This window comes from Rarobacter faecitabidus, assembly GCF_006716265.1.
Classification (GTDB): Bacteria; Actinomycetota; Actinomycetes; order Actinomycetales; family Cellulomonadaceae; genus Rarobacter; species Rarobacter faecitabidus.
The window spans coordinates 1,743,908-1,766,180 of the sequence record NZ_VFOS01000001.1; the positions used below are offsets into that span (position 1 = coordinate 1,743,908).

Consider the following 22,273-nt stretch of genomic DNA (forward strand, 5'->3'; position numbering starts at 1 on the left):
GCTCAAGGATAGTGGGCGAATCGGACCTTTACGGTCGACTCCCGAGCGCGGCGCGCGCGGCCTCGATCTTGATCAGTGCCTCGGCATGGATCTTCTTCTCCATGATGAAGCTCATCACCGGCACGACGCCGGCCAGCACCATCGTCGTCAGCCGGCCTGCCCCCCAGCGCATCTTGGTCCACAGGTCGATCACGGTCACCAGGTAGACGACGTAGACCCAGCCGTGCACGAACGGGATCCACGCGATCGCCGATACGTCGATCTTCACGAAGTAGTCGAGGATCATCTCGACGCACAGGGCGAGCAGCATGGTTCCGGTTATCCAGGCGAGGATGCGATACCGCAGGGTGGATCCGGTCGCGCTCTTGATGGCGGCGGCCCCGGCTTGCTGGCTGATCGCCGGCGCAGATTCGTCAGTTCCTGTCATGAGAGTCATCGTAGTTGCCGCGACTGGGTGCGCGGCCCGTTAGCGCACCGTCACACGCGACTTCGAGGTCGCGGCGGACCAGCCGAGTCCGGTCCGGACTCTCACCTGGAGTTTGCCGGCGGGCAGTTTGACGCGAACAACCAGTTTCTTCGACGACTTCTTCACAATCTTGGCTTGCCTGCCGCCGATCTTGACGCGGGTGACGCCGCCCAACGACCTGCCTTTGATGGTAATCCTGACGGTCTTGCCCGCTTTGACCTTCTTCGGCTTCACGCTCTTGACCGCCGGGCTGGAGGAGCCTGGGTACGTCGCGAAGACCTGGGTCGCGTAGGCACCATTCTTACCTTCGACGTAGCCGATCCCAACATGCGTGAACTTACTGGCCGTCATATTGGCATAGTGGCCGGGCGAATCGACCCAGCCCTGGTGAATGGTCACCGCATTGTTCGCGTAACCGAGGGCCCAGCCAACGTTCTCCCCCCAAGAACGCCAGTTCTTCGGAATCAACGAGCCAACCTTGGGATTGTGCGCGAGCGTGTTCTGTCGATACTGCTGGGCGGTCCATTTCTGCGCCACCGAGGTGAGAGCGGGGCTCGGGGTGAGCGGCCGCAATCCTTGCTTCACTAGCAGATCGTTGAGTTCCTTGAGCAGGCGCGCCCGGCCATCGGAATTGCTGAGGGCCACCGCGGAGGTCGACGTGACACAGGTGACGCCGAGGATCAGGGCGAGAGCGAGCGCAAGCGCGCCGAGAGATCGGGCGACCCTGCCGCCACTCAGTTCCCACGTGCGCATCATCGATCTCCCATCGCGTGCGCAAACCGGAGAGAGGGCGCTCCGCACTTTCCATTATCGGCCCTATCGCCCGCGGAACAAATAGGAGGAGACGGACAATTACGACGAGGCTGCCATGAGGTCGTCGAGCGAGACCGCAGAGGATCCGAGCCGCATGTCATCGCGCACCATCCGGATCCACAGGGCGACGGCGAATCCGGCGAACGCCCACCATTCGATGGCGTAGAAGAAGTTGCGCAGGTTGACCGAACTGCCGCCGTCGAGTTGCGGGCGCGGAAGTTGCGCCAGCCCGCCCGCGGCGTCCGGCGACGAACCGGCCAGCACCCCATAGGCGGAGTAGATGGGGCCTGGCGTGTAGTGCAGCAACTGCGCGGCGCTGATCGTGGACATAATCCCGTTCGCGTCCGGAGCACTACCCCCCGGCTCCCCGCCCTGCAGGTAGACGGTGAGGTCGACGGTTCCCGTCGGCGCGGGAGAAGCGGAGGCCTCGTCCACCGACCCGGACCAGCCACGAACGACCGCGAGCGCGGGCGCCCCGGAAAGACCCTGCCAACTCGCTCCCCCGGCACCGTCGTCGCTGACGCGGAGGATGTTGAGCGCGAGCACGCCCGCGCGGCCCTCGAGGGCGCGACCAGAGACGTAGTACTGCTGAGGCTCAAAGGTGCCCTTGACGGTGACGGCGCGACCCACGAGGTCACCGCCGAATTTCGACTGCGGCGCGATGACCTGGGCGATCGGGGTCGCATCTCCCTGCTCCCGCTCAAGACGCGCCTGCTCGCTCGCGAGCCTGGCCCGTTCGAACGAGCGCCCCAACTGCCACTGGCCCAGCAGTCCGCAACCGACCGCGACCACGAGCATAACCGCGAGCAGCCCGAGCATCTTGCCGGTCAGCGCCACCTCGACGAACGTCCGCTTACGCCCGCCTGCCTCGCCACCGGTCGCCATCACGACTCCACCGTAGTCGCTGCACCTGACGCCTGGGAAAACCCGGGGACGGCCGAGGAACGCAGATGTGACCAATGACACCCGCTCGCATCCCGTAAGTCCCACCTAGGCCGACCACCGGATACGGTTGGATTGGTACTACACGCTGAAATGCGCAATCCAGGAGGCGACCGCGAGTGACTACCGCTCGGAGCATTTACATCACCTCACCCGAAGGTGAGACCGGAAAGGGCGCCATTGCCCTCGGCGTCGTCGATCTACTGGCCCGGGAAGTCAAACGGGTGGGGGTGTTCCGGCCGATCGCCCGGACCAAGCACGCGACCCCCGGCGCGACCCAGGACCGCGACTACGTGCTCGACCTCCTGCTGGCCCACGACGGCGTGAACCTCACGACCGAGCAGGCGACCGGCGTCCACTACGAGGACCTGCACTCCGACCCCGAGGCCGCGATGTCGCGCATCGTGACGAAGTACCACGAGATCGAACGCGAATGCGATGTCGTAGTCATCGTCGGCTCCGACTACACCGACGTGGCCGGTCCCACCGAACTGTCGTTCAACGCGCAGATCGCCACCAACCTCGGCGCACCCGTACTGCTGGTCGTATCCGGAGCGCACCGCTCGCACGACGACATCCAGCAACTCATCGACGTTGCGGCCGGAGTTCTGCACGTCAATCACGCATCGCTCATAGGGGCGATCGTCAACAAGGCGATCCCCGAGGACGCGGACGAGCTGCGCCGCGTGTTGACAGCCGCACAGGCACCCGTGTGGGTGCTGCCCGACAGCTCGCTGCTCGCAGCTCCCACGGTGCGCCAGCTCGTGGGCGCGGTCGACGGCGAGGTCGTGTCCGGCGATGCCGAACTACTGGACCGTGAGGCGCTCGACGTCATCATCGGCGCGATGAACATCGACCATCTGATCGACCGGCTTACCGACGGCGGCGTGGTCATCACCCCGGGCGATCGTTCCGACATCCTGCTCGGCCTGCTGATGGCGCACAGCGCGACCAACTTCCCCTCGCTCGCCGGTATCATCCTCAACGGCGGATTCGAGCCCGCCCCCCAGGTGAGCCGGTTGGTCGCCGATCTCGGCCTCAGCCTCCCGATCATCAAGACGAACTACGGGACGTTCAAATCGGCCAACCTCACCGCCGCCGTGCGCGGTCGCGTCTCGAACGCCTCGCAGCGCAAGAAGGACCTGGCTCTGACGCTGTTCGAGCAGAACGTCGACGGCGCCGCGCTCCTCGACGCGCTGGCCGTCGAGCGTCCGCAGGTCATCACGCCGCTGATGTTCGAATACGACCTTCTTACCCGCGCGCGCGCAGAGCGCAAGCGCATCGTCCTGCCCGAGGGCGACGACGACCGCATCCTGCGCGCGGCGTCCACGCTGCTACAGCGGCAGGTCGCCGATCTAACCATCCTCGGCAACGAAGCGCAGATCCGCACTCGGGCCGCAGCGCTCGGACTTGACCTGTCCGACGCGACCTTCATCGATCCGACCTCGTCGCCCCTCATCGAGGAGTTCGCCCAGGTATACAGCGATCTGCGCAAGCACAAGGGGATGACCGTCGACCGGGCGCGGGAGATCGTGCCCGATGTCTCCTACTTCGGGACCCTCATGGTGCACCTCGGCTACGCCGACGGTATGGTCTCGGGCGCCGCGCACACCACGGCGCACACCATCAAGCCCAGTTTCGAGATCATCAAGACGATCCCCGGAACGTCGGTGGTCTCGTCCGTATTCCTGATGTGCCTGGCCGATCGCGTGCTCGCGTACGGCGACTGCGCCGTCAATCCCGACCCGACCGCGGAGCAACTGGCCGACATCGCCATCTCTTCGGCGCAGACGGCGGCGCAGTTCGGCGTCGAGCCGCGCATCGCGATGCTCTCCTACTCGACCGGCGCGTCCGGCAGCGGAGTCGACGTCGACAAGGTGCGCGAGGCGACGCGGCTCGTCAAGGAAAGGCGCCCCGACCTGTCGGTCGAAGGCCCGATCCAGTACGACGCGGCTGTGGATGCCTCCGTCGCCGCGTCCAAGATGCCGGGCTCGGATGTCGCCGGACGCGCGACGGTCTTCATCTTCCCGGACCTCAACACCGGCAACAACACCTACAAGGCGGTGCAGCGCTCGTCCGGTGCCGTGGCGATCGGCCCGGTTCTCCAGGGTCTGCGCAAGCCGGTGAACGACCTCTCCCGAGGAGCGCTCGTCCAAGACATCGTCAATACCGTAGCCATCACCGCCATCCAGGCCCAGTCCACCAGGAGCATCGAATCGTGACATCCCCCGCAGCATCCGACGGCCTCATCGCGCATGGCGCCTCGGACACGGTCCTCGTGCTGAACTCGGGATCCTCCTCCGTGAAGTACCAGCTCGTCAACCCCGCCGGGGGCGAGCCGGTCGCCGTGGGCATCGTTGAGCGCATCGGGGAGGACGAGGGCTTCGTCAGCCACAAATTCGCCGGGATCAAGACCGAGCGACGCCAGCCGATCAAGAGCCACACCGAGGCGCTCGAGATCGTTCTCGGGCTGTTCGCCGAGGTCGGTCCGGATCTCGATCGCGCAAACGTGGTCGGCGTCGGACACCGAGTTGTGCAGGGGGCGGACGTATTCTCCGAGCCCACGCTCATCGACGACGACGTCCAGGCCACGATCCTGCGGCTCGCACCCCTGGCCCCGCTGCACAACCCAGCGCACGTACAGGGCATCGCGGTCGCCCGCCGGCTGTTGCCGAACGTGCCACACGTGGCGGTGTTCGATTCGGCGTTCTTCACGACGCTGCCCGAGGCCGCCTATACGTACGCCCTGAAGAAGGACGTCGCCGAGAAGTACGCCATCCGCCGCTACGGGGCCCACGGCACGAGTCACCAGTACGTGTCCGGCAAGGTCGCACGCGTACTGGGGCGGGACCTCTCGCAGTTGAACACGATCGTGCTGCACCTGGGCAACGGCGCATCGATCACCGCCGTCAAGGGCGGCGTCGCCGTCGAGACATCGATGGGCCTGACCCCGCTGGAGGGCCTGGTCATGGGCACCCGGACCGGTGACATCGATCCGGCCGTTGTGTTCCACCTCGTGCGCAACGCTGGGATGTCGATCGACGAAATCGACCACCTGTTCAACAAGGAGTCCGGCATCAAGGGCCTCAGCGGGGAGAACGACTTCCGCGAGCTTCACCGCCTGATCGCGGAGGGGAACGAGGACGCCAAGCTCGCGCTCGACGTCTATATCCACCGCCTGCGCAAGTACATCGGCGCCTACCACGCGGTCCTGGGCCGGGTGGACGTCATCGCGTTCACCGCCGGCGTCGGCGAGAACGATGACATCGTCCGCGCGCGCGTGATCGCCGATCTGGAACCGATGGGCGTAGCCATCGATCCGGAGCGCAACCTGGAGCGCTCCAAGGAGCCGCGCATCATCTCGCGCGATTGGACCTCCACGCACGTCATGGTCGTGCCCACGAACGAGGAGCTCGCGATCGCCCGCCAGGTCGTCGCACTTATCGGCAGCGAGTGAATTCCGGGTGGTGACGTCCGACCATCTGACTTCAAGTCGGATGTCACCCCTAGCCAATCGGTGGATCTCCGGCTATGCCTGCCTCGCCCTACGTTTCGCGCGCACGAGGCGCACCGTCTCTGCGATTCCGAAGACAACCGGTAAGAACAGGGAGTACCAGCCCAAGGGTGAGCCGTAGGCGATCTGCGAAAGAATAGCGCCTGCGATCAGGCCTGCCACCACTGCGGCAGAAATCCGCCAGAACGCCGAACGTCGATCGAACTCTTCCCTCGAAAACAGTTCACGTAGCATATTCGCTGCCCTTTCCATGATTGTTTACGCGCTCGAAAGAGTATGCCAGTCGGCCTGGTTCCATCCCGCAAGGTACAACGGGTGTCCATATCGCGGATGCGCGCGAATCGCGCTGCCTTACCCGCGTCGCAAAAACTGCGGCTCACCCGCCCCTTGCCGTTGTCCGGCGCGCGCGGGTGAGCCGCAGAGCTTGTGGCCCCACGCTACCGGCGCCGATGCGCCGGTAGCGTGGGGACCGCGAGCGTTACTTCTTGGCCTTGACCGTGACCTTCGCGGTCGTCGCCTTGACGACCTTGAACGTTGCCCCCGAAGCCGTGGAGGTGACTGACGTCTTGCCTGTCACCAGCGTCGCGGTCAGGTTGGTGTACGAACCGATCTTGAGCGTAGCGGGCAGGCGCAGGGTCGCCGGGTAGGCCGAACCGGACTTGACCACCAGTGCCGTGCCGAGGACAGTGTTGCCCGCGCGGAACGTGACAGTCCCGCTTGTCGCGCCCGAGACCGTGGTGCTGATGGTCGCCCGCTTGGCGGTCACAGACTGGTAGGCCTGCGATGCCTTCGAAAGCACGGGCACGGCCACCTTCACCGTCTCCTCCGGTTCGGGCACAGACGGTGCGGTGACCGTCACGGTGACCGCACCGGTGACGCTGTTCGCGTACCATTCGTCACCCGAGTACTTCACGGTCAGCGTGTGGCTGCCTGCCGAGAGCTTGCCGCCACCCAGAGTGGCGATCGAATCCTCGTCGAGCGTTGCCGACGCCAGCGACTGCGCTCCGTCGAACAGTTCCACCGTGCCCGTTGCGCCTTCGGTGACACCGACCTGGACGGTCAGCGCATCCTCCGTGCTGAGCTCGGTGGGAACCGCCAGGAAGGCAGTCTCCGATGCCAGCATCACAGCTGACACCACGACCGCGGCCGTGATCGGCGTGGCGGACACGCTGCCCACCGCGCGCAGGGTGTAACTACCGTCAGCAGTAGCGCGCGGCAACGTGACCACCGTCGAGACTTGCCCGCCGGCATTCGCCGTAGCGGTCCACTCGTCAGTGAGCGCCGGCACGTGCGTCCAGGAGAACGTCACCGTCTCCTTCGGCGCGAAACCCGTACCGGTGATCGTGGTCGGACGGCCCGGGTCAACCGAAGCTGGCACGACCAGTGCCGGATCGATCACGGGCGGTGCGGTGACCGTCACGGTTGCCGCCGCGGTCGCGCTGGACGAGTACCATGCGTCCCCGAGGTACCGCACTGTGATCGAGTGGCTGCCCGCCACGTGGCAGGACGCCAAGGGCAAGACGAAGTGGAAGACCAAGAAGGTTCGCACAAACAAGAAGGGCATCGGAGCACTCGTCATAAAGATGCCCTCCAACGCCGTCTCCATCAGCGCCTGGTATCAGGGACGAAAGTGGCACTACCGATCCGCGTACCAAGGCGCCGTCATATCGCGGAAATACATACCGACAGCGCTTTCCCTGAGTGTCTGTAACTCCCGATCGGATGCGGGAGTCAACTGCAAGGTATCCGTCTCGCTCAGAGTCAAGAAGAGCAAGAAGTACGCAGGGCTCAAGAACAAGCCGGTCACCGTATCCATCAGCGGATGGAACTCCTCGTACTCGCGCAAATTCGTCCTGAAGACTAACAAGTCGGGCCAGGCCACCGGCGCCTTCGCCATGCCCAGCGACACAGTCTCCATCTACGCATCCTGGAGCGGGACAAAGAGCCAAGCTCCCCAGAGCAAGTCGGCGACGGTGTACCTCAACGAGGCGCTGAGCCTCACCCTTGACCGGGCGCGGGCGAGCGACTACTACGGCTGCGCCACGGCGACGGTGACCCGGCGATCATCCGCGCCGTACGGATACCTGAAGCTGACCTTCTGGGATTCCGACTACGACGATGACAGCGAGACCATCGATCTCCGGAACAACACCTCTCGCCAGTTCAGGATTCCGTTCTGCGCGCGCAACTGGGAGAGCGAAGATTTCTCGACGAACGTGAAAGTCGCCTGGGTGGACAGCCTCTACAGCAATTGGCCGACGACGTACGCCACATCGAACACCGTCACACTGACGGTTCCCGGCGAGGACTGGTAAGCCAATCGCGCAGGTCGATCAGGCCCTCGAACGCCAGGGTGTGATCGACTTCCTGTGACAGACCGGAAACCGCCACAACCCCAACCAGCCCGACCCCGTCGACATGGATCGGGAACGCGCCACCGTGGATGACGTAGTCGAGCGGATCGAGCCCGCGATAGGCATAGAACTCCGCCTCGGTGCGCGTGGTGTTGCGGCGTCCGGCGCGCAGCGATGCCATGCCGAGGCGCTCCACGGTGTTGATCTTGCGACGGATCCAGAACTCGTTGTCGAGAACTGTCTCCTCACCGGCGAGCAGGAAGGCCTGACGGCGACCGTGACGCACGCTCACCGTGATCTTCGGCGCGAGATCGCTCGACAGCTCGACGATGCGCCTGCCGAGCCAGTGAGCATCGGGCACGGAGAAGCGAGGTAGCACCGCTTCTCGTTCCTGCGTCTCGATGACCTCGGCGGTGAGTTCACTCCAATCAGACTTGTGCAGATCGATCGTTCCCATGCGTCACCCCTTCGTGAGAGAGTCCGTTACAACCCTAGATCGCCGCGGACGCGCGGGTCTACGAGCGCCAGAGCGGCCTGAAATGCCTGCGCGGGTCCGGCCTGCTCCATAGCCGCGTGCGCGATGGCGCGGGTTTGTTTGGCGGTGTGCCGACGAATCGCGTGGCGGACCGGAGCGATAGCGCCCGGCGCCATCGAAAGGCTGCCCGCGCCGAGCCCGACGAGGACGAGCGCGAGCACGGGGTCGGATGCGAGTTCCCCGCATACAGCCACGGGTTTCGCGCGTTCGCGCCCGGCGCGCGTCGCCATCGCGATCAGGTCGAGGACGGCGGGTTGCCACGGGCTGAGCAGGTCGTCGAGTTCGCCCAGCGTGCGGTCGGCCGCCATCGTGTACTGCGCCAGATCGTTGGTGCCGATCGAGATGAAATCGACCTCGTCGAGAATCTGCCCGGCGCGCAAGGCAGCAGACGGCACCTCGACCATCACGCCCACCTGGGCGATACCCGCATTCCGCGCGAGTTTTGCGAACTCCCGGGCCTCACGCGCCGTCGTGACCATCGGTGCCATGACGCGCACGGGTCGACCGGTGAGTTCCTGCGCCTCGGCGAGCGCCCGCAGTTGCACCTCAAGGATCTCGGGGTACAGGCTCGTGAGCCGGTAGCCGCGAATCCCGAGCCCGTGGTGCATGCCGTCGAGCGTCTCAGGGCTGATACCGAGGAACTTCAGCGGCTTGTCGGCACCCCCGTCGACGGTCCGGATGGTCACGGGCTTGCCGTCCATGGCCGCCAGCACGCGCATGTAGGCGTCGCACTGCTCGGTCAGCGTGGGGGCGACCATGCGGTCGAGGAACATGGATTCAGTGCGGTAGAGGCCCACTCCCTCAACCGAGTTTCCCACCAGGCGTTCCGCATCCGCGACAGCCGAGATATTCGCTTCGAGCGCCACAGCGTGGCCGTCTCGGGTTGCGCCAGCGGCCGTGTCGGACAGCAGGGTGAGCATGGCGGCGCGGCGGCGTTCGAGGTCATCGCGCTCGGACTGGGTCGGGTCGAGTGTGATGGCGCCGGTGGTGGCGTCGACCGCAACCATGACCCCGTCGGGCAGCGACGTCACTCCCCCGGCCTGGACGATGCAGGGTACCTCCAGTTGCCCGGCAAAGATCGCCGCGTGGCTGGTGGGCCCGCCCAGTTCGGTGACGATGGCGAGCACGCAGTCCTGGTTCAGGGACGAGATCTCCGCAAGCGACAATTCCCTGGCCACCACCACGGACGGCTCGATCAGTTCGGGGACGCCCGGCTGCGGATAGCCGAGGATCTGCGCGACTACGCGGTCGCGCACGGCCTGGAGGTCGGCCTCCCGGGCGGCCGGGTAGTCGCCGGCAGCGGTGAGGTAACTGGCGAATCCGGCGATGACCGCGTCGATCGCTGCGACCGGTGGCTCGCCGTCGGCCACTCGCGCCAGCACTTCGGACTGGAGCGCCCTGTCGTCGGCTAGTTCGGCGGCCGATTCGAATATGGGCCGTGCCTGGCTGTCGCTGCGGGCAGCACGCTGGCGCAGTCCCGCGGCAACCGTGGCGAACGCGTCCGCCACGACGGAGCGGACCGCCCAGCGTCCTGCTGGAATGCCATCGATGAGCACCGGGGTGTCGGACGCCACGCGCGGGGCGGAGCGAACCTGCACCACCGGGCCAACGGCACCGGCTCGTCCCACACCGACGCCGTGCCAGGCGCGGGCGTCTCCTTCAACTGCCATCGATGGTCCGCCGCGCCTCAGCCTGGTAGATACGGCGATACGACGACCTCGACGCGCTGGAACTCCTTGACATCGGAGTATCCGGTCGTGGCCATGGCCCGTCGCAGGGCACCGACGATGTTGAGCGTGCCGTCGGCGCGGCCGGATGGGCCGAACAGGATCTCGTCCAGCGTGCCGGTCGTACCGACGCGTACGCGCTCGCCTCGCGGTAGCTGGCTGTGGTGGGCTTCCGGGCCCCAGTGCCAGCCCTGGCCTGGCGCCTCGGCCGCGCGCGCGAGGCCGGCGCCGATCATGACTGCGTCGGCGCCGCAGGCGATCGCCTTGACCATGTCGCCCGAGCGTCCGACGGCGCCGTCCGCGATCACGTGGACGTAGCGGCCCCCGGATTCGTCGAGGTAGTCGCGGCGCGCGGCAGCCACATCGGCCACGGCCGTGGCCATCGGTGCGTGGATGCCCAGCGAGACGCGCGTCGTATGCGCCGCTCCGCCGCCGAATCCGACGAGCACTCCCGCGGCTCCGGTCCGCATCAGGTGCAGGGCCGCGGTGTAGGTGGCCGCCCCGCCCACGATGACCGGCACGTCGAGTTCGTAGATGAAGCGCTTGAGGTTGAGCGGCTCCGCGTTAGCGGACACATGCTCGGCCGACACGGTGGTGCCGCGGATGACGAATATGTCCACGCCGGCGTCCACGACCGTCTTGTAGAACTGCTGGGTTCGGGCCGGCGTCAGGGCGCCGGCAACGGTGACGCCAGTCGCCCGGATCTCCCGCAAGCGCTGGGTGATGAGGTCGGGGTCAATGGGTGCCGAGTACAGCGCCTGCATGCGGCGGGTGGCTTCATCGCTCGGCAACTGCGCTATTTCCGCGAGTTGCTCGGTGGGGTCGTCGTACCTGGTCCACAGGCCCTCGAGATCGAGCACGCCGAGCCCGCCGAGCTGGCCGAACTGCACCGCCGTCTGGGGCGACATGACTGAGTCCATCGGGGCGGCGATGATCGGGAGGTCGAAGTGGTAGGCGTCGATCTGCCAGGAGGTCGACACGTCCTGGGGGTCACGGGTGCGACGCGAGGGCACTACCGCCACGTCGTCGAATGAGTATGCGCGCCGCGCGCGCTTGCCGCGTCCGATTTCCACTTCATTGCTCACCCTGCCAGCCTACCTGCTGGCACACCTATCTCACGGCCGCCGTCGCGTCGGTGTCCGACGATCGTGGTACTACTACTTCAGGACGCGCCCGGCAGGCAGGCCGGCGCAATGCGAGGGAGATGCGATGACGACGGCGACAAGTTGGCTGGGACTACCGCACGTTTCGTTCGACACCGAGACGACCGGGGTGGATGTGAGCCGCGATCGGATCGTCACGGCCGCACAGGTCGTCGCGGTTCCCGGCGGCGAGGTCGAGGCCACCAAGCACTGGCTGCTCGACCCTGGCATCGAGATTCCAGCTGGCGCGACCTCCGTCCACGGCATCTCCACCGCCCACGCCCGCGAGCATGGGCAGGTCGCCAGGGCGGGTTTGGACGAGATCGCCCAGGCGCTCGCCGGCCACGCACTGGGCGGCGCCCCTGTGGTGGTATTCAACGCGGCATACGACCTGACGCTGCTCGACAACAACCTGCGGCACCACGGCCTGGCGACGCTGTCTGAGCGCCTGCAGGGTGCGCCGCTCCATGTGATAGATCCCTTGGTGTTGGATCGCGCATTCGACAGGTACCGGCGGGGGAAGCGCACTCTTGGCGTGCTTGCCGAGGTCTATGGCATCGACATCGAAGACGCTCTGCACGACGCGGCCGCCGATGCTACCGTCACGCTTCACGTCCTGGCGAGGATCGCGGCGAAGTTCCCGGAACTCGGCGAGCAGTCACTCACGGACCTGCAGAGCTTCCAGCACACGGCCCACCGGGAGTGGGCGCAGAACTTCAATCAGTGGCGAGAAGGGCAGGGCTTTTCAGGCCCGGGCGCTTCCGAGGAATGGCTGCCCGCTTAGCGGCTCTATCTCACAGATGAGTTGCTGCGGCGGATCGATCGGCGCACTTCACCACAAATTCGCGATCTTTCACAACATCTACATCACTCGAGGTATACGCTAGCGATATGACTGCTGTTGACGCTCCCGCTGACAACCTCGCGCAAATCGGCTCGCTCGTGCGGGCTGCCCGCCTCCATCGGGGGCTGACGCAGGCGCAACTCGCCGAGAAGCTCGCGACCAGCCAGAGCGCCGTCGCCCGCATCGAGCAGGGTTCGCAGAACGTGACGCTCGAGATGCTCACCCGCATCTCCGGTGCCCTCGATTCCGAGCTCATCTCGTTCGGCCCGTCCAAGCACCAGCACCTGCGTGTGCTCGGTGGCAAACCGCTCAGCGGAAGCATCGCGGTCAACTCGTCCAAGAATGCCGCGGTGGCACTCCTGTGCGCCTCCCTGCTCAACCGCGGGACCTCGACGCTGCGCAACGTCGCCCGCATCGTCGAGGTGGAGCGGATCATCGCGGTCCTGCGCTCGATCGGCGCTCAGGTCGAATGGTCCGCCGATGGCCGCGACGTCACGATCAACGTGCCGGACGACCTGGATATGTCGGCGATCGACGCCGACGCGGCTCGCCGCACACGTTCGGTCATCATGTTCTTCGGCCCGCTGCTGGCGCGCCTGGAGGAGTTCGAGCTTCCCTACGCGGGCGGCTGCGACCTCGGCAAGCGCACGATCGAGCCGCACCTGATCGCCCTGCGTCCCTTCGGGCTCGAAGTGACGGCCAAGGCTGGCGCCTACCACGCAGTCGCCAATCAGGCGGCGTCCACCGATCTGCAGATCATCCTCACCGAGCGCGGTGACACGGTGACGGAGAACGCCATCATGGCCGCCGCGCGCCACGACGGCGTGACGGTCATCCGCAACGCGAGCCCCAACTACATGGTGCAGGACCTCTGCTTCTACCTCGAACTGCTCGGCGTGCAGATCGATGGCATCGGCACGACGACGTTGCGCATCACCGGAAAGCCCACCTTCGATGCGGATGTCGAATACGTCGTCTCGGAGGATCCTGTCGAGGCGATGAGCCTGCTGACCGCCGGTATCGTCACGAACTCCGAGATCACCGTCACCCGCGTGCCCATCGAGTTCATGGAGATCGAGCTCGCGACGCTCGCCGAGATGAACCTCGGTTTCAGCCTCACTCCCGAATACCTGTCGCACAACGGACGCACCCGCCTCGTCGACGTCACCGTGTACCCGAGCGACCTCGTCGCCCCGCACGACAAGATCCACCCGATGCCGTTCCCCGGCCTCAACATCGACAACCTGCCGTTCTTCGTGGTCATCGCGGCCTGCGCCGAGGGGAACACCCTGGTGCACGACTGGGTCTACGAGAACCGCGCGATCCACCTGACCGACCTCACGCGCCTCGGGGCGGACGTCCGCCTGCTCGACGCCCACCGCCTAAACGTCAACGGCCCCACGCACTGGGTCGGATCCGAGGTTATCTGTCCCCCGGCGCTTCGACCCGCTGTCGTCATCCTGCTCGCCATGCTCGCCGCCCGCGGCGAATCGGTGCTGCGCAACGTCGACATCATCGCCCGCGGCTACGAGCAACTGGCGCAGCGCCTCGAAGAGCTCGGCGCTCGCATCGAGACCTTCCGCGACTGAACCCGCCGGTACGCGCGTGCCGCAGCTCATCCGAACCCCGCGCGCGCGCCGCAGCTCATCCGAACGGAGAAAGGGAAAGCAATGGCGCACTACCCCGATGGGTCCCCCAAGATCCCAAACCCTATCCCGGGTTCGACTCCTTCGGCTCTGCCGCTGACGCGAGAGGAAGCCGAGAAGGCGAATGCCACCTCGATGCTCCGCTTCGCCTTCGCCGAGGCGCTCATTATTACGGCGATAGTCGTGGCGACTTTCGCGCTTGAGCTCATACCCCCAACGATCGGCACCGCACTTCTCGTGGTCGTCGCGGTGACCTCGGTGCCGTTGCTACTCCGGATTGCGCGGCAGAATGCCAGGCGGTTGCAGGACGCAACGGCGGTCACGCCTCGGACGGTGCCCGCAGCAACTGGATCGACCGACGGTGGGTCAGCGCACGGATTCTCCCTGCCCGTGGATGACGCCTTCACCATCGCGGGTCGCGGCACCGTCGTAACCGGTACGGTCGCATCGGGCCAGGTACGCGGCGGCCAGAGCGTAACCCTCCACCGGGGACCGGCCGCGCTCGGCACATACCGCATCACTGGTATCGAGGCCTTCCGCAAGCGCCTGGATACGGCATCGGCCGGGGACACCGTCGGCCTGCTGCTCGCGGGCGCACAGCAATCCGATTTTCGCCGCGGAGACGACCTGCGCGGCTGACCTGGGCCACCAACGTGACATCGCCATACCGGCGGCGTCGCTGCGAGCCGGGGAGATATTCCCATGCAAACGCGCTATCTCGTCCTGCATCCGGCGGGCACGGACACCTTCGCCGTCACTGATGTCACCTGGCGCTCGAAGCGCGCGGACGGCCCACCGAGCTTCGACGTAACCGAGGCGCGAACCATCGGGGAAGGCTCGCTCGCGCAATTCGTGCTGGAAGCCGAGGCCGGCGACCGACCTCCGCGCTGGGTCTGGGCGGACACTGCACCGCTCTATCCCGAGCTGTTGCGGCGGGAGGTCACGGTGAGCCGGTGCCACGATCTGCGACTCGCGCACCGTATCTTGCGCAGCGCTAAGTGGACCGCGACCAGTGCACTCGCCGCCGGCGCAGCCGGCGCGTGGGACGGTCCTGCTCCGCCTCCGCATGAGGCCGATGGCGCTCTCTTCGAGGCGAATGAGGTCGCCGGCACACCCGCCGCCAACATCGGCGTTGCCGATCTGGTGTCCGAGTTGCATTCCCAGTGCGAGGCGCTGGAATCCGCCGCGCCCGGCGCGCGCGAGCGGCTTAGGTTGCTGGTCGCAGCGGAATCCGCGGGCGCACTGGTCGCCGCGGAAATGACCGCAGCGGGCATCCCCTGGCGCACCGACCTGCATGACGCGATCCTGAGCGAGGCGCTCGGATCGCGCCCCGCGGATGGATACCGGCCGGCGAAACTGGCGGAGCTGGCCCGCCAGATCCAGGAAGTCCTGGGCGTGGGCGACGTCAATCCGGACTCCCCGGCAGATTTGTTGCGCGGCCTTCGCCGGGCGGGCCTCAACGTCGACTCGACTCGATCCTGGGAACTACGCGACCTGGATCATCCCGCCGCCGCCTTGGTGCTGCGGTATAAGAAACTCAGCAGGCTGTGGACGGCGAACGGGTGGCGGTGGCTCGACACGTGGGTGCGCAACGGGCGCTTCCGCCCGATCTACGTGGTTGGCGGCGTGGTGACGGGGCGGTGGGCCTCCGACGGCGGTGGCGCGTTGCAGCTTCCCCACCAGGTGCGCGGCGCCGTGAGGGCCGACGAGGGCTGGACGTTCGTGGTCGCCGACGCGGCGCAACTCGAGCCACGCATACTCGCCGCCATCTCTGGCGACACGGCGATGGCGCGCGCTGGCAGGTCCGCCGATATGTACGAGGGCATCGTCGAATCCGGTGCCGTCGAGACCCGGAAGCAGGCCAAATACGGCATGCTCGGGGCGATGTATGGCGGTACGCAGGGGGTTTCGGGCCAGGTCTTGCCCAACCTGCGCAGGGCCTTTCCCGACGCGATCGGCCTCGTGGAGCGCGCCGCCGAGGTCGGCGAGCGCGGCGGGCAGGTCACGACCTGGCTCGGCCGGACATCCCCGCGGCCAGGAAGCGCGTGGAACGCGGCGCAGAGCGAGGGATACGAGGACGATCCCTCCGGCGCGGCTCACGCACGTTCGTCAGCCCGGTCATGGGGCCGGTTCACGCGGAACTTCGTTGTGCAGGGCACCGCCGCCGAATGGGCACTGTGCTGGCTCGCCCTCGTGCGAAACCGATTGCGCGGGCTGGGCGTCGATCCGGAGACCGGCGGATCCCCGGCGCTCGTGTTCTTCCTCCACGACGAGGTAATACTTCACACCCCCGCGGCCTTTGCGGCGGAGGTCGCGACCCTTGTGCGCGAGGCGGCGACGGAGGCGGCCCGGTTGCTGTTCGGCGAGATCGACGTCGAATTCCCCCTGAGCGTCTCCGTGGTCGAGAACTACGCCGAGGCGAAGTAGCGAGGCTCACCGCAACGGTCGTTCCGTGGGCCGGAAAGCTACCCTCAGATCGCTAGAATCGGACGGTTCGGGGGACGATAGTTCAGTTCGCCCAGGTGTATTTCATAGGCCGAACTGAATTATGTGTCGGTCAACCGCGTGGATCATCGGGTTCGCATCGGACAGAGGCAGGTTGCGCAACGGCGAGTTGGCGCGTGCTCACGAACTCGTGCTGCCTAGCCGTGAGCGGGTCGGTGAAGCGCAGTGTCTTGGCGAGCAGCTGGAGCGGGTCGCTGAAGTCGTCGATGGCGACCTCGCGCGGCTCCGGGTACAGCGGATCGCCCAGGATGCCGATCCCGAGCGAGGCCATATGCACCCGAAGCTGGTGGGTCTTGCCCGTATGCGGGGTGAGCCGGTAACGCGCCAGACCGTCGCCCAGTTCGCGGTCTATCTCTACGAGGGTCTCGCTGTTCGGCTGCCCCGGCTCCTCGTACGCCTGGGCGACGCCCTCGATCTTCTGCATTCGCGAGCGGACGACGCGCGGCAGTTCCAGATCGGGCCGCAGGGCCGCCACAGCCTCATAGGTCTTGTCGACCTCGCGCTGCTGGAACAGCGTCTGGTACGGCCCGCGGTATTCGCGCCGCGTGGTGAGGACGAGCACCCCCGCGGTCAACCGGTCGAGCCGGTGCACGGGGCTGAGCTCGGGCAGGTCGAGCAATGTGCGCACCCGAACGAGGGCCGTCTCGCGAATGTGGGAGCCACGTGGGGTGGTAGCGAGGAAGTGCGGCTTGTCGATGACGACGATGCGCGGATCCTGGTACAGCACCTCGACCTCGAAGGGAACGGGCACCTCGGGAGGCGGGTCGCGGTAGAGGTACACGAGGGAGCCGGTGACGGCGGGCGACGACGGATTGAGCGGCCGCCCGAGTTCGTCCACGACTTCGCGAGCCGCGAACTTGGCGGGCAGGGAATCGAGGTCATCCGGCAGACGCCACGCGAGATACTCGTCCAGGGTCGACCAAGATCCCAAGGGGATCTGCAAGCGCACCGGGCCGACGCCGCCGCGCAACGGCAGGGGCGGTAGTCTTCGCCTGGCCGCCCGGTGTCGTCTCAAGCCGCTTGCCTCATCGCCCCGTGTAGTTCGGCGCTTCGACCGTCATCTTGATGTCGTGAGGGTGCGACTCCTTGAGTCCTGCGGCGGTGATGCGCACGAACTTGCCGCGCTCCTGCAACTGCGGGATTGTGTGGGCACCGACGTAGAACATCGACTGGTGCAGGCCACCGATGAGCTGATAGGCGACGGCTCCCAGCGGACCGCGATAGGGAACCTGCCCTTCGATGCCCTCGGGGACGATCTTGTCGTCCGAGTTGACGTCGGCCTGGAAGTAGCGGTCCTTCGAGTACGACACCTTGCCGCGCGACGCCATGGCGCCAAGCGATCCCATGCCCCGGTAGTGCTTGTACTGCTTGCCATTGACGAAGACGAGTTCTCCCGGCGATTCGTCGCAACCAGCGAGGAGCAAGCCGAGCATGACCGAGTCGGCTCCCGCGACGAGCGCCTTGGCGATGTCGCCTGAATACTGTAGGCCACCATCGCCGATAACGGGCACGCCGGCCGGGCGGCACGCGAGGGAGGCCTCGTAGATGGCGGTGACCTGCGGGACTCCGACGCCGGCGACGACGCGCGTAGTGCAGATCGATCCGGGACCGACGCCGACCTTGACGGCGTCAGCACCGGCGTCGACGAGCGCCTGCGCGCCGGCCCGCGTCGCGACGTTCCCGCCGATGATCTGCACGTGGCGCATGGCCGGATCGGCCTTGAGTCTGGCGATCATCTCGAGCAGGAGGCGCGCGTGGCCGTTGGCGGTGTCGGCGACGAGCACGTCGACGCCAGCCTCGACCAGCGCGGTCGCTCGCTCGTAGGCCTCGCCGAAGAAGCCGATCGCGGCCCCGACGACCAGGCGACCCTCGGCATCCTTCGTGGCATCGGGATACTGCTCGGACTTCACGAAGTCCTTCACTGTGATGAGCCCTCCGAGCCGACCCGCCTCGTCAACGAGAGGGAGTTTCTCGACCTTGTGGCGCGCGAGCAGAGCCGCCGCGTCATCACGGGAAATCCCGACGGGAGCCGTGATCAAGGGCTGAGCGGTCATGACGTCGCGGACGCGGCGAGTGGCGAACTCGCGGGAATCCACGAATCGCAGGTCCCGGTTGGTGATGATTCCCAGGAGGGTGCCGTCACCGTCGACAACGGGCAGGCCGGAGACGCGGTACTGGCCGCACAGGGCATCGAGTTCGGCGAGCGTGGCGTCCGGAGCGACGGTGACCGGATCGGAAACCATGCCGGACTCGGACCGCTTCACGAGGTCGACCTGGCGTGCCTGTTCCTCGATCGAGAGGTTGCGATGAATGATTCCGATGCCGCCCTGGCGCGCCATCGCGATGGCCATTCGGGATTCGGTCACGGTGTCCATGGCCGCGGACGAGAGCGGGATCTTGAGCGAGATTTCGCGCGTGAACCGGCTCGCGGTGTCGACTTCGGAGGGAATGACGTCGGTCTCGCCCGGGAGAAGGAGAACGTCGTCGTAGGTGAGGCCGAGGAAGCCGAAGGGATCGCGCGAGTTGTCCGGGTTCGTCATGGAGAAATCCTACTTTGATTTGACCGACGATTCGGCCGCGTCCCCGCTGGGGTGCGCAAGATCACTTGGCGCTGGCAGCCACGACGGCGAGGACCTCGTGGACGAGTCCTTCAAACGATCGAATCCGTTGCACCGTCGTGGCCAGCGGGATATCGCCGACGGCCGTGTCGTCGGGCAGTCCCACGAAGATCGGCAGGTCGGGGTTTTCCGTGTGCAACGCGCGGACGAGCCCGAGATCGGGGTGGCTCAGGTCGGAGATCATAACGGTCGCCGTGGGCCGAACCATCGTGACGACCTCCAGCACGCGGTGCTCGTTGGAGGGGCCGGTCACGATGCGCACCGCGACGTCGTGCTGCATGAGCGCCGCCGCGAACACGTGTGCACTGATCGAGAGGGGATCCCCGGGGGCGACGAAGACGAGCACCATCTTCTTGTTCCGGCTCGGGTGGCTGTGCGGCACGCCCTGCCTTGCGGCTTCCTCATCGAGTACAACGACGTAGGCGGCGATGGACCGCAGGACCGCGCTGACCAGCAACAATTCAGGTGTCTCACCAGGCCGCGCGAGCACCGTGCGCATGGCCAACTGCGCCATCGCGGGCTGCACGATGGTCCGCCACCAGACCACCGGGTCGTCGCCCAGGCCGAGGCTGAGCAGTGACAGGCACTCTGCAAGCCGCCCCGCGAGCACCGCGTCGATCACGGCCGCCGACGTCACCGCATCGCGATGCGACGAGGAGGGAAGGTGCAGGATCGAGGCGGAGCGCTCGCCACCCGGCTGGGTCCCGGCCTCCGAACGCTGGTCCGAGGAGGATTCCTGCGGCGATGCAAGACCCTTGAGGTCGGTTTCGAGTGCCTCGGGAGTGACGGTGGAGATATCCGCGTGACGTGCCGCCTTAGCCGCGTCCTGCGGGGCAACGCCGTCGAGCGCGAGGCGTCGCATGATGACGAGCCGGGCGACGTCCTCGTGTGAGTAGCGGCGATGGGCGCCCGCGCTGTGGCTTGAAGGACCAAGACCGTACCGGCGGTCCCACGTGCGAAGCGTTGCCGGGGCCACCCCTAGCCGCTGAGCGACCGCCGCCACCGTCAGTCCCGGCAGACTCTGGTCCCCCACCGCTTCCGATTCCGCGGCCTCATCGGTGGGCGAATCGCCGCTGTCAGATTCCGCAGCGGGCTCGCGGCGGTCACTTCGCGGCGTGTCGGTCATACGACAATCTTGCCGATCCTGGGCGCGATACGCCAATGCAACCGGCATGTTGCCCGGTCTTTGTGGCGAACATGGCCCTGAACAGGGCGAACAGTGCGTCACGACCGGAAATGAGAAAAATCGCCTGAGGGGTTGAACAACCCTTGCAACGCTTGCTAAGTTGTTCATACATTGTCCAGCGGTCGCGTCAACGCCGATCGGCCGGTCCCAGTAGGAGGAAGAACAATGACGGAAGTTTCGCGGCTCCCCGGCCCAGTGATGGATCTTTGGGAATGGCAGTACAAGGGTTCCTGCAGGGATGTGGACGACACCGTGTTCTTTCACCCGGAGGGTGAACGCGGCGCCGCGCGGCGCCGCCGCGCGGAAGCGGCCAAGGCGATCTGCGCCGAGTGCCCTGTTCTGCAGCAGTGCCGCGAGCACGCGCTCCACGTCCGCGAACCCTACGGTGTGTGGGGTGGCATGAGCGAGGACGAGCGGGCTGAAATCCTCGCCGAGCAGGACCGCAAGGGGCGCCGCTCGGTGCGCGCCGTCTAACGACACGTCACCTCTCGAACCTTCACGCATTCGAGAGCACCGGTTAGGGCTGCCGCGCGCGCGTTATATCGACTGCCCGGCGACCCTAACCGGTGCTCTAGAAGTCACGAGAAAAGGCCGCTGGCCGCCACCCGATAGGTGGCGGCCAGCGGCCTTAGCGTTGAGCTGAGGTGGATCAGCCTACGATCGCGAGCACGTCGCGAGCGGAGAGGATGAGGTACTCCTCACCCGCGTACTTGACCTCGGTGCCCCCGTACTTGGAGTAGATGACCTTGTCACCGACGGCAACGTCCAGCGGAACGCGGTTGCCCTTGTCATCGATGCGACCGGGACCGACTGCGAGAACCTCGCCCTCCTGCGGCTTCTCCTTCGCGGAGTCCGGGAGAACGAAGCCCGAGGGGGTGGTGACCTCTGCCTCGAGGGTCTTCACGAGGATCCTGTCCTCAAGTGGCTTGATGGAGACCGACACTGCGGACCTCCCCTTTCGTGAGTTGGAATTCACTGACAAAGGTGCACTCCGCCATCGTCCGCCCGTCGTCGCGGGTGCCGTGCGGATTATTGGAGTACATCCGTCACCGCAGGGGCATGCGCCCGCTGTGATGACCTACTGAACAGCGTAGATCCGTATTAGCACTCGGTCAAGGCGAGTGCTAGTTCACTCCGTATGCCTCGAGCGAACAACGGCGCATCTCACGAGCGTGCTCAGCAGTTCGGCAGGCGGAACACCGGGGGCACGCGAAGGCCGCATCGATCACCCATAGCTGACCACAGCGCGCCCGCACACGGACCTGGGCCGGGCGAGCATGCCTCGTCCGGCCTGGCCGAGCCGCAGGCTCTAGCGTTGCGAGCGCCGCGGAGGCAGGTGCGGAATTCCGATGATCTGCGCCTGCGTTGCCGATCCGATCCCCCCAGGCGTAGCATGATCGGCTCGTCTCGCGGGTGGGCCGTGGGGCCCGACACCGCGCAGATCTACACCAGGACCTCGCCCCCCCAGTGGCGCAGTAAAGGCTCGACCGCTCCATTCCTGTCGTTCGTCAAGGTGGGCGGTACGTGGCGAGTCGACCTGGACAACCTCGAGTTCTCCAACATCGCGAAGAAGGTCAAGCCGATCCCATCCAAGGTGACGGGCTGGAACGTCAAGGCGATCAAGGTCAAGAAGGGCAAGATTCCAGCAGCCCGGAAGATCGTCGTTGCCGCCAGCACCGGCAAGGTCGTGCTTGAACGAAAATCGGGCAAGAAGTGGGTCAGGGTCTCGACAGCCACCGTCAACGCCACGACCGGTCGCGCAACGGTGAGGTTCGCAAAACTGCGCACCAAGGGCACCTACACCTTCCGTCTGCGCCTCACCGGCACGGACTACTACAAGCTAGACGGCGTTAAGAACCTCAAGGTCAAGGTCAAGCAGCCACACGCCAAACACCAGCTTGTCGGGCCGCGCGCATCCTCGGGTTGAACGATGCGCGCAGTTTCGTTTTACCGGGTGGTGACCTGCCCGATCCCGCGACCA

At 66.3% G+C, this 22,273-nt stretch carries 20 protein-coding genes; 9 read left to right on the forward strand and 11 right to left on the reverse strand.

All coding sequences use genetic code 11. The features are described 5' to 3' along the window. Nucleotides 1-28: 28 nt before the first annotated feature. The 3 genes from FB461_RS07630 to FB461_RS07640 all read right to left on the reverse strand — a co-directional run bounded on the left by FB461_RS07630 (nucleotide 29) and on the right by FB461_RS07640 (nucleotide 2,164). Entirely contained in the window at nucleotides 29-427 is a 399-nt protein-coding gene (locus FB461_RS07630; RefSeq protein WP_142120410.1) for a DUF3817 domain-containing protein, read from the reverse strand. A gap of 39 nt (nucleotides 428-466) precedes the next feature. Next, complete coding sequence (locus FB461_RS07635) at nucleotides 467-1,222, reverse strand: CAP domain-containing protein (protein WP_142120412.1); 756 nt, start codon at nucleotides 1,220-1,222, stop codon at nucleotides 467-469. Nucleotides 1,223-1,318: 96 nt separating this feature from the next. Further along, nucleotides 1,319-2,164 carry an SURF1 family protein gene (locus FB461_RS07640; RefSeq protein ID WP_246046142.1) on the reverse strand — a complete coding sequence of 282 codons (846 nt, stop codon included), beginning with the start codon at nucleotides 2,162-2,164 and terminating at the stop codon, nucleotides 1,319-1,321. A 176-nt stretch (nucleotides 2,165-2,340) separates the two neighbouring features. Between FB461_RS07640 and pta the strand changes: the two genes are divergently transcribed. Further along, complete coding sequence (gene pta, locus FB461_RS07645) at nucleotides 2,341-4,443, forward strand: phosphate acetyltransferase (protein ID WP_142120416.1); 2,103 nt, start codon at nucleotides 2,341-2,343, stop codon at nucleotides 4,441-4,443. Then, nucleotides 4,440-5,678, forward strand: coding sequence for an acetate/propionate family kinase (locus tag FB461_RS07650; protein WP_246046071.1), 1,239 nt, complete (start codon nucleotides 4,440-4,442; stop codon nucleotides 5,676-5,678). The genes pta and FB461_RS07650 overlap by 4 nt, the downstream gene beginning before the upstream one ends. A gap of 535 nt (nucleotides 5,679-6,213) precedes the next feature. Here the strand turns inward: FB461_RS07650 and FB461_RS07655 are convergent. Then, entirely contained in the window at nucleotides 6,214-7,044 is an 831-nt protein-coding gene (locus FB461_RS07655) for an Ig-like domain repeat protein (protein ID WP_170222652.1), read from the reverse strand. Here FB461_RS07655 and FB461_RS07660 point away from each other — a divergent pair. Beyond that, nucleotides 7,010-8,050, forward strand: coding sequence for a hypothetical protein (locus tag FB461_RS07660; RefSeq protein WP_170222653.1), 1,041 nt, complete (start codon nucleotides 7,010-7,012; stop codon nucleotides 8,048-8,050). The two genes, FB461_RS07655 and FB461_RS07660, sit on opposite strands and share 35 nt — an antisense overlap. Here FB461_RS07660 and FB461_RS07665 read toward each other — a convergent pair. From FB461_RS07665 to FB461_RS07675, 3 genes are read right to left on the reverse strand one after another with little or no spacing between them, the layout of a single operon-like run. Beyond that, nucleotides 8,019-8,546 (reverse strand): heme-binding protein, encoded by a 528-nt coding sequence (locus FB461_RS07665; RefSeq protein WP_142120422.1) that lies wholly within the window; start codon nucleotides 8,544-8,546, stop codon nucleotides 8,019-8,021. The two genes, FB461_RS07660 and FB461_RS07665, sit on opposite strands and share 32 nt — an antisense overlap. Before the next feature lie 26 nt (nucleotides 8,547-8,572). Beyond that, the gene (locus FB461_RS07670) at nucleotides 8,573-10,294 is read right to left on the reverse strand and encodes a phosphoenolpyruvate--protein phosphotransferase (RefSeq protein ID WP_142120424.1); all 1,722 of its coding nucleotides are present in this window, start codon (nucleotides 10,292-10,294) and stop codon (nucleotides 8,573-8,575) included. Between the two features lie 17 nt (nucleotides 10,295-10,311). Continuing rightward, on the reverse strand, nucleotides 10,312-11,436 hold the full coding sequence (locus FB461_RS07675) for a GuaB3 family IMP dehydrogenase-related protein (protein WP_142120426.1): 1,125 nt from the start codon (nucleotides 11,434-11,436) through the stop codon (nucleotides 10,312-10,314). Nucleotides 11,437-11,560: 124 nt separating this feature from the next. Here FB461_RS07675 and FB461_RS07680 point away from each other — a divergent pair, with 124 nt between their 5' ends. From FB461_RS07680 to FB461_RS07695, 4 genes are all read left to right on the forward strand, one after another. Next, nucleotides 11,561-12,277: an exonuclease domain-containing protein gene (locus FB461_RS07680; protein WP_142120428.1), complete on the forward strand. Its 717-nt coding sequence runs from the start codon at nucleotides 11,561-11,563 to the stop codon at nucleotides 12,275-12,277. Nucleotides 12,278-12,384: 107 nt separating this feature from the next. Next, nucleotides 12,385-13,926 carry a UDP-N-acetylglucosamine 1-carboxyvinyltransferase gene (locus tag FB461_RS07685; protein WP_142120430.1) on the forward strand — a complete coding sequence of 514 codons (1,542 nt, stop codon included), beginning with the start codon at nucleotides 12,385-12,387 and terminating at the stop codon, nucleotides 13,924-13,926. Nucleotides 13,927-14,007: 81 nt separating this feature from the next. Then, nucleotides 14,008-14,622 carry an EF-Tu/IF-2/RF-3 family GTPase gene (locus tag FB461_RS07690; RefSeq protein WP_142120432.1) on the forward strand — a complete coding sequence of 205 codons (615 nt, stop codon included), beginning with the start codon at nucleotides 14,008-14,010 and terminating at the stop codon, nucleotides 14,620-14,622. Nucleotides 14,623-14,685: 63 nt separating this feature from the next. Continuing rightward, nucleotides 14,686-16,410, forward strand: coding sequence for a bifunctional 3'-5' exonuclease/DNA polymerase (locus FB461_RS07695; RefSeq protein ID WP_142120434.1), 1,725 nt, complete (start codon nucleotides 14,686-14,688; stop codon nucleotides 16,408-16,410). Nucleotides 16,411-16,540: 130 nt separating this feature from the next. Here the strand turns inward: FB461_RS07695 and FB461_RS07700 are convergent, their stop codons facing one another. The 3 genes from FB461_RS07700 to FB461_RS07710 form a co-directional block, all read right to left on the reverse strand. Then, on the reverse strand, nucleotides 16,541-17,419 hold the full coding sequence (locus tag FB461_RS07700) for a pseudouridine synthase (protein ID WP_246046072.1): 879 nt from the start codon (nucleotides 17,417-17,419) through the stop codon (nucleotides 16,541-16,543). 94 nt (nucleotides 17,420-17,513) lie between these two features. After that, nucleotides 17,514-19,028 (reverse strand): IMP dehydrogenase, encoded by a 1,515-nt coding sequence (gene guaB, locus FB461_RS07705; protein ID WP_142120438.1) that lies wholly within the window; start codon nucleotides 19,026-19,028, stop codon nucleotides 17,514-17,516. A gap of 61 nt (nucleotides 19,029-19,089) precedes the next feature. Beyond that, a complete protein-coding gene (locus tag FB461_RS07710; RefSeq protein WP_142120440.1) occupies nucleotides 19,090-20,232 on the reverse strand; it encodes a MerR family transcriptional regulator in 1,143 nt (380 codons plus the stop codon). Between the two features lie 225 nt (nucleotides 20,233-20,457). Here FB461_RS07710 and FB461_RS07715 point away from each other — a divergent pair, with 225 nt between their 5' ends. Then, nucleotides 20,458-20,766 (forward strand): WhiB family transcriptional regulator, encoded by a 309-nt coding sequence (locus tag FB461_RS07715; RefSeq protein WP_142120442.1) that lies wholly within the window; start codon nucleotides 20,458-20,460, stop codon nucleotides 20,764-20,766. A gap of 175 nt (nucleotides 20,767-20,941) precedes the next feature. Here FB461_RS07715 and groES read toward each other — a convergent pair whose 3' ends face one another. Beyond that, entirely contained in the window at nucleotides 20,942-21,235 is a 294-nt protein-coding gene (gene groES, locus FB461_RS07720; RefSeq protein ID WP_142120444.1) for a co-chaperone GroES, read from the reverse strand. A 450-nt stretch (nucleotides 21,236-21,685) separates the two neighbouring features. On the opposite strand from groES, the gene FB461_RS07725 reads away from it, so the two are divergent. After that, the gene (locus FB461_RS07725) at nucleotides 21,686-22,219 is read left to right on the forward strand and encodes a hypothetical protein (RefSeq protein WP_142120446.1); all 534 of its coding nucleotides are present in this window, start codon (nucleotides 21,686-21,688) and stop codon (nucleotides 22,217-22,219) included. The last annotated feature ends 54 nt before the right edge of the window (nucleotides 22,220-22,273 follow it).

Bases quoted from the DNA above. Each gene is read 5' to 3' on its own strand.
- FB461_RS07630 (WP_142120410.1), bottom strand. From the start codon at position 427: ATGACAGGAACTGACGAATCTGCGCCGGCGATCAGCCAGCAAGCCGGG.
- FB461_RS07635 (WP_142120412.1), bottom strand. From the start codon at position 1,222: ATGATGCGCACGTGGGAACTGAGTGGCGGCAGGGTCGCCCGATCTCTC.
- FB461_RS07640 (WP_246046142.1), bottom strand. From the start codon at position 2,164: ATGGCGACCGGTGGCGAGGCAGGCGGGCGTAAGCGGACGTTCGTCGAG.
- FB461_RS07665 (WP_142120422.1), bottom strand. From the start codon at position 8,546: ATGGGAACGATCGATCTGCACAAGTCTGATTGGAGTGAACTCACCGCC.
- FB461_RS07670 (WP_142120424.1), bottom strand. From the start codon at position 10,294: ATGGCAGTTGAAGGAGACGCCCGCGCCTGGCACGGCGTCGGTGTGGGA.
- FB461_RS07680 (WP_142120428.1), top strand. From the start codon at position 11,561: ATGACGACGGCGACAAGTTGGCTGGGACTACCGCACGTTTCGTTCGAC.
- FB461_RS07685 (WP_142120430.1), top strand. From the start codon at position 12,385: ATGACTGCTGTTGACGCTCCCGCTGACAACCTCGCGCAAATCGGCTCG.
- FB461_RS07690 (WP_142120432.1), top strand. From the start codon at position 14,008: ATGGCGCACTACCCCGATGGGTCCCCCAAGATCCCAAACCCTATCCCG.
- FB461_RS07695 (WP_142120434.1), top strand. From the start codon at position 14,686: ATGCAAACGCGCTATCTCGTCCTGCATCCGGCGGGCACGGACACCTTC.
- guaB (WP_142120438.1), bottom strand. From the start codon at position 19,028: ATGACGAACCCGGACAACTCGCGCGATCCCTTCGGCTTCCTCGGCCTC.
- FB461_RS07710 (WP_142120440.1), bottom strand. From the start codon at position 20,232: ATGACCGACACGCCGCGAAGTGACCGCCGCGAGCCCGCTGCGGAATCT.
- FB461_RS07715 (WP_142120442.1), top strand. From the start codon at position 20,458: ATGACGGAAGTTTCGCGGCTCCCCGGCCCAGTGATGGATCTTTGGGAA.
- FB461_RS07725 (WP_142120446.1), top strand. From the start codon at position 21,686: ATGATCGGCTCGTCTCGCGGGTGGGCCGTGGGGCCCGACACCGCGCAG.